The organism is Acidimicrobiales bacterium (assembly GCA_036273495.1).
In the GTDB taxonomy this organism is placed as follows: domain Bacteria; phylum Actinomycetota; class Acidimicrobiia; order Acidimicrobiales; family JAJPHE01; genus DASSEU01.
Genome location: DASUHN010000114.1, coordinates 1 through 6,169 on the forward strand (window position 1 = coordinate 1; position 6,169 = coordinate 6,169).

Genomic DNA, 6,169 nt, shown 5'->3' on the forward strand with positions numbered 1-6,169 from the left:
GCTCGAAGGGCCTCCGGTAGCGCACGCCGACCAGGTCGGCGCCGCGCAGACGGGACGCCGCCCGCCCGAGGGCGCCCGGCCCCAGCACCTCGTCGGCCCGGGCTCCGGCCACGACCAGCCCGTCGACGACGACGTACTCGAGGTCGGGGTTCACCGCCACCGCGGTGTTGGACACGAGCGTCCACGGGGTCGTGGTCCAGACGATCAGGGCCTCGGCGCCGCCGGGGGCGGGGCCGACGACCGGCAGCCGCACGTACGCGGACGGGTCCTCGACGTCCTGGTACACGTCGGGCTGGCCCAGCTCGTGGCTGGAGAGCGACGTACCGCAGCGCGGGCAGTACGGGACGACCTTGGCGTCCTCGAACAGGTCCCCGTTGTCCCACAGGCGGCGCAGGTGCCACCACACCGACTGGATGTAGTCGGGAGTCAGCGTCCAGTAGGCGTCCCCGGTGTCGACCCAGAACCCGATCCGGCGGGTGAGGCTCTCCCAGTCGGCCACGTAGCGGTGGACCGACTCCCGGCAGCGCTCGACGAACTCGCCCACGCCGTAGGCCTCGATCTGGTTCTTGCCGGAGAAGCCGAGGGCCTTCTCGACCTCGACCTCCACGGGAAGGCCGTGGGTGTCCCACCCCGCCCGCCGCAGGACCCGGTGCCCCCTCATGGTCTGGAAGCGGCAGAACAGGTCCTTGTAGACCCGGGCCCAGACGTGGTGCAGCCCGGGCCGGCCGTTGGCCGTCGGCGGCCCCTCGAAGAAGACGAAGTCGGGGCAGCCGTCGCGCTCGGACACCGACCTTTCGAACACCCGGTGGCGCTCCCAGCGCTCGGTCTCCTCGGCCTCGATCCGGCCGAAATCGGGAACCGGGGGCAGAGCGGCGAAGCGGGCCATGGTGATCCCTAGAGTGTCAGAGTGGCCGACGACCTCTTCGACGTTTCCGGCTCCGACGAGGCGCCCGTGCTGCACATCCGCGTGATGGTCCACCCCGGCGCCGGCCGGACCGAGGTCGTGGGACAGCAGGGGGACGCCGTCAAGGTGCGGGTGGCGGCCCCGCCGGTGGAGGGACGGGCCAACCGGGCCGTGGTGGAGCTGATGGCGGACCTGCTCGGAGCCAAGCCGGCGCAGGTCGAGGTGGAGTCGGGCGAGTCGAGCCGGGCCAAGCGGCTCCGGGTCGAGGGGGTCGATCCCGCCCACGCCCGGCGGATCCTCACCGCCGCCCTCGAGCGGTCCGGCTCGCGGGCCTCGGGGCGCCGGGCCGGCCCGCCTCCGGGCCCCCGCCGGGTCTGAGGGCGCGCCCGGAAGGTCATTGAACGCGCCCTTCGGGCGTGATAGCTTGCCGCCCCTTTAGGACGGGGAGACTGCTCAATGGCGCGACCCACCAAGCCCGCGGCTTCCGGATCGGGCGGGTCGTTGACCAGACGATCGGGATCCGGACGGGCCGCCACCTCGGCCGCAAGGCGTGTCGTCTCCTCGGCTCGTTCCCGGTTGGCCAAGTCGGCGGCCACATCGAAGAAGGCAGCGGTGAAGAAGGGCGAAGCCAAAGGCACGGCCAAGAAGGCAGCTCCCTCGGGTCAGGGGGCCAAGAAGGCGGTCAAGGCCGCGCCGTCCGCCAAGGCCGTCTCGGCCAAGGCGTCGACGTCGAAGACGGCTGCGGCCGGCCGCGCCGCCGCCAAGGCGGCCCCGGCCAAGGCGTCCCCCGCCAAGTCCCCGCCGGCCAAGGCTCCGGCGGCCAAGGCTCCGCCGGCCAAGGCTCCGGCGGCCAAGGGCACGGCGGCCAAGGTGGGATCGACCCGCGCCCCGGCCAAGGCCGCCCCGGCCAAGGCCCCCGCCGCCAAGTCCCCGCCGGCCAAGACGCCGCCGGCCAAGGCCCCGGCCAAGGCCGCCGGCGGCAAGTCGGCTCCGGCCGCCAAGTCGGCTCCCGCCGCCAAGTCGGCTCCCGCCGCCAAGTCGGCTCCGGCCAAGGCCGCCCCGGCCAAGGCCCCGGCCGCCAGGGCGAGTGCCGCCGTCACGGATGGGAAGGACTCGGCGGTGGTCCAGGAGCCGGCACCGGAGACGGCCGCTGCCCGGACGGTGCCCGCCAAGGAGGCACCGTCCCGGTCCGGGGTGGCCAAGTCGGCACCCGCCCCCAAGCCTCCGCCCAAGCTGCCGCCGCCCGATCCCAAGTTCCTCGACGAGCAGCGGATCTTGCTGCGGGCGGAGCGGACCACCTACCTCGAGCAGGCCGAGGCGCTGCGCGCCGAGGCCGAGGCGCTGGCCCGGGACATGGAGCCGGGGGACATCCAGTTCGACGACGAGTCCGGGGAGGGGGGCACGGTCAACGTCGACCGGGAGCGGGACCTGGCGCTGTCGGCCCAGGCCCAGGCCGAGGTCGAGGAGATCGACTACGCCCTCGCCAAGATCGAGGCGGGCACCTACGGGGTCTGCGAGCGCTGCGGCCATGCCATCCCCCGGGCCCGGCTCAAGGCCCTGCCCCAGGCCCGGCTGTGCGTGGAATGCAAGAGCGGGGGGCTGTCGCGGCGCTGACGCCGGCCCGCCACCGGGCGGGGCGATGGTCGCGGGGCCAGCTCCTCACCGGTGCGCTGATCGGCGTCCTGGTCGTGGTGGCGGACCAGCTCTCGAAGTCCCTCGAGCAGAACGCGCTGGCGGGCGGGCCCTCGCACGTGCTCGGGCCCCTCGACCTCGAGCTGACCTACAACTCGGGGGCCGCCTTCGGTGTCGGCCGCGGCCTGGCGCCGGTCCTGATCGTGGCCGGGGTGGCGCTGGTCCTGGTCGTGTTCTACGGGCGGACCGTCCGGGGCCGGTCCGGGGCGGTGGCGGCCGGCCTCCTGCTCGGCGGGGCGCTGTCCAACCTCGGGGACCGGCTGTTCCGGGGCCACGGCGGGGCGGTCATCGACTGGATCCATCTCTCCCACTGGCCGACGTTCAACGTGGCCGACTCGTGCGTCGTGGTCGGAGTGGGCCTGCTCCTGCTGGCGAACCTCCGCAGCCCGGACGGCGCCACCGCCCCCGCCGGGGGATGAGCCCGCCGAGCAGCGCCGAGATCCCCGAGGCCCTGGTGGGCCAGCGCCTCGATCGTGTCGTGTCGATGGTGACCGGGCTGCCCCGCGCCGAGGCGGCCGGCCTGGTCACGGGAGGAGCCGTGCGGGTGGGGGGCGACCCCGCCACCCGGGGATCCCGCCGCATGGCGCTCGGCGAGGTCGTCGAGATCACCACCACCCCGGGCGAGGCTGCCCCTCCCGCCCCCGACCCCTCCGTGCCCCTTCACGTCGTGCACGAGGATCGCGAGCTGGTGGTGGTCGACAAGCCCGCCGGGCTGGTCGTGCATCCCGGGGCCGGCAACCGGGGCGGCACCCTGGTCAACGGCCTGCTGGCGCGCTACCCGGAGATGGCCCGGGTCGGGGACCCGGAGCGGCCGGGCATCGTCCACCGCCTCGACAAGGGCACGTCCGGGCTGCTGGTGGTGGCCCGCACCTCCGGGGCCTACGCCGCCCTCGTGGCGATGCTGGCCGGGCGCCAGGTGAGCCGCGCCTACCTGGTGCTCGTGGCCGGGGCGGTCGAGTCCGATCGGGGTGTCGTCGACGCGCCGGTGGGCCGGTCCGCCCGCCAGCCCACCCGGATGGCGGTCACCGCCGGGGGGCGGGGGGCCCGCACCCGGTACGAGGTCCGGCGCCGCTTCCCCCCGACATCCGAGGGCCGATCGCTGACCCTCCTCGAGTGCTCGCTGGAGACGGGCCGGACCCACCAGATCCGGGTCCATCTGGCCGCCATCGGCCATCCGGTGGCGGGCGACCCGGCCTACGGGCGGGGCGGGGCGGCGGCCCTGCTCCCGGGTCTGGCCCGCCCGTTCCTCCACGCCCACCGCCTGGCCTTCGAGCACCCGGCGGGCACCGGCCGCCTGGAGCTCTCCTCTCCACTCCCGGCCGACCTCGAGGCCGTCCTCGATCCCCTCGGGTGACCCCGCGGGCTATGCGAGCGGCGCGGCCGGGGCGGCCAGGCCGCGCGCCCGGGCCACCATGTCCTCCAGGGTGAACGAGTCGAGATGGGAGCGCATGTGCTCCCCGACGTCGTCCCACACCGACAAGAGGACGCACTGGCCCTCGTGGTCACACGCCCCGTCCTCGTGGGGCCGGCCGAAGTCCCCGGCCACGATCGGCCCGTCGACCGCGCTCACGATTTGGCTGAGCGTGATCTGGCCGGGGGGCCGGGCCAGCACGTAGCCGCCCCCGACGCCCCGCTTGGACCGGACCAGCCCGGCGCCCTTCAGGGCCAGGAGGATCTGCTCGAGGTAGGGCTGGGGCAGCCCGGTCCGCTCGGCGATGTCGCGGACCGAGGTCGGCCCCTCTCCTTCGGCGTGCAGCGCCAGGGAGAGGAGAGCCCGGCTGGCGTAGTCACCCCTGGTCGAGACCCTCACAGCACAATGGTACGACCGCCCGCCCTCCCGACGATGACCCGTCCCGGGTCATCCCATGGCTGTGGGAGGATCCGGGCATGGATTCCGGGCCCCGGCAGGAGACCCCGATCGTGATCGACGTCGACAGCGCCGAGGGCCGGGTCCCGCAGGAGGACGGCGAGGGGGACCGCTCGCCGGCCACGACCGAGACCGTCGAGCAGCCGGCCAAGGTGATGCGGATCGGCTCGATGATCAAGCAGCTGCTCGACGAGGTCCGCAACGCCCCCCTGGACGAGGCCGGCCGGGACAGGCTGCGGGAGATCTACGACACGTCCATGGCCGAGCTCAAGGCGGGGTTGTCCCCCGACCTCACCGCGGAGCTCGACCGGATGACGATCCCGTTCGGGCCCGACACCCCGAGCGAGGCGGAACTCCGGGTGGCCCAGGCCCAGCTGGTCGGCTGGCTCGAGGGCCTGTTCCAGGGGATCCAGGCCACCCTGTTCGCCCAGCAGATGGCGGCCCGGGCCCAGCTCGACGAGATGCGCCGCCGGGGGCTGCCCGTCCCGGGCCAGCCCGGGACCGAGCCACCCCGCCCGGGCACGTACCTGTAGCGGGGCCGCGCTACCCTCGGGACCGCGAGTTACAGGGGTGTAGTTCGTCCACAGGTTGTGCATAAGGGCCTGTGGAAAAGCCGGGACGGGAGGAGCGGGGCAGTGGCTGGCACCGGGTCGTCGTCATTCACCCACCTGCACCTGCACACCGAGTTCTCCATGCTCGACGGCGCCGCCCGGATCGACGACGTGGTGGCGGCGGCGGCCGCCGACGGCCAGCCCGCCATCGGCATCACCGACCACGGGAACATGTACGGGGTCCTCGACTTCTACCGCGCCTGTCGCAACGCCGGCATCAACCCGGTGATCGGCACCGAGGCGTACATGGCGGGGGAGAGCCGCTTCGAGCGGCCCACCCGCCGGGGCCGGCTCGACGACAACGGCGGAGACGGGGCCGAGGGGGAGAAGCTCTACTACCACCTCACCCTCCTGGCCGAGACGACAGCCGGCTACCGCAACCTCATGAAGCTGGCCAGTGACGCCTACCTCGAGGGCTACTTCTACAAGCCGAGGCTCGACTGGGAACTGCTCGAGCGCCACCACGACGGCATCATCGCCACGACGGGCTGCCTCGGGGGGGTCGTGCTGCAGGCCCTGCTCCGGGGGGACGTCGCCGGAGCGACGAGGATGGCCGCCCGCCTCCAGGACATCTTCGGCCGGGACAGCCTGTTCGTGGAGCTCCAGGACCACGGGCTGGCCAAGCAGGCCCAGACCAACCCGCAGCTCATCGAGATCGCCCGCAAGATCGGCGCCCCGCTGCTGGCCACCAACGACAGCCACTACACCCATCGCGACGACGCCGTGGCCCACGACGCCTTGCTGTGCGTCCAGACCGGCTCGTCGATCGACGATCCCAAGCGGTTCAAGTTCGAGTCCCACGAGCACTACCTGAAGTCGGCGGCGGAGATGCGCCAGCTGTTCGCCCACTGGCCCGAGGCCTGCGACAACACGCTGTGGATCGCGGAGCGGGCCAAGGTCGAGATCGAGTTCGGCAAGCCCAAGCTCCCCGAGTTCCCGGTTCCCGAGGAGTTCCGGCGTTCGACCTACGAGGAGTCCGCCGACGTCTACCTGCGCCATCTGACCCGGGCCGGGGCGGTGGAGCGCTACGGGGAGCCGGTACCCGCCGAGGTCACCGAACGGCTCCAGTACGAGCTGTCGGTCATCTCCGACATG

General features: G+C 73.6%; 8 protein-coding genes. 6 read left to right on the plus strand and 2 right to left on the minus strand.

The window, feature by feature from the left end; translation table 11 throughout:
- A partial coding sequence (locus VFW24_04805) for a class I tRNA ligase family protein (protein HEX5266070.1) occupies positions 1–886 on the minus strand: 886 nt, incomplete at its 3' end.
- A 21-nt stretch (positions 887–907) separates the two neighbouring features.
- Here VFW24_04805 and VFW24_04810 point away from each other — a divergent pair.
- The 4 genes from VFW24_04810 (at position 908) to VFW24_04825 (ending at position 3,950) form a co-directional block, all read left to right on the plus strand.
- Positions 908–1,282 carry a DUF167 domain-containing protein gene (locus VFW24_04810; GenBank protein HEX5266071.1) on the plus strand — a complete coding sequence of 125 codons (375 nt, stop codon included), beginning with the start codon at positions 908–910 and terminating at the stop codon, positions 1,280–1,282.
- A gap of 234 nt (positions 1,283–1,516) precedes the next feature.
- Positions 1,517–2,518, plus strand: a complete 1,002-nt coding sequence (locus VFW24_04815; GenBank protein ID HEX5266072.1) for a TraR/DksA C4-type zinc finger protein — start codon at positions 1,517–1,519, stop codon at positions 2,516–2,518.
- Positions 2,488–3,015, plus strand: coding sequence for a signal peptidase II (gene lspA / locus VFW24_04820; GenBank protein HEX5266073.1), 528 nt, complete (start codon positions 2,488–2,490; stop codon positions 3,013–3,015). The genes VFW24_04815 and lspA overlap by 31 nt, the downstream gene beginning before the upstream one ends.
- The gene (locus VFW24_04825) at positions 3,012–3,950 is read left to right on the plus strand and encodes an RluA family pseudouridine synthase (GenBank protein HEX5266074.1); all 939 of its coding nucleotides are present in this window, start codon (positions 3,012–3,014) and stop codon (positions 3,948–3,950) included. The genes lspA and VFW24_04825 overlap by 4 nt, the downstream gene beginning before the upstream one ends.
- Positions 3,951–3,959: 9 nt before the next feature.
- On the opposite strand, the gene VFW24_04830 is transcribed toward VFW24_04825, so the two are convergent.
- Positions 3,960–4,406 carry an Rrf2 family transcriptional regulator gene (locus VFW24_04830; protein ID HEX5266075.1) on the minus strand — a complete coding sequence of 149 codons (447 nt, stop codon included), beginning with the start codon at positions 4,404–4,406 and terminating at the stop codon, positions 3,960–3,962.
- Between the two features lie 77 nt (positions 4,407–4,483).
- Between VFW24_04830 and VFW24_04835 the strand changes: the two genes are divergently transcribed.
- The gene (locus VFW24_04835) at positions 4,484–4,996 is read left to right on the plus strand and encodes a bacterial proteasome activator family protein (protein HEX5266076.1); all 513 of its coding nucleotides are present in this window, start codon (positions 4,484–4,486) and stop codon (positions 4,994–4,996) included.
- Between the two features lie 102 nt (positions 4,997–5,098).
- Positions 5,099–6,169: PHP domain-containing protein (locus tag VFW24_04840; GenBank protein ID HEX5266077.1), on the plus strand; the 1,071-nt coding region annotated here is incomplete at its 3' end.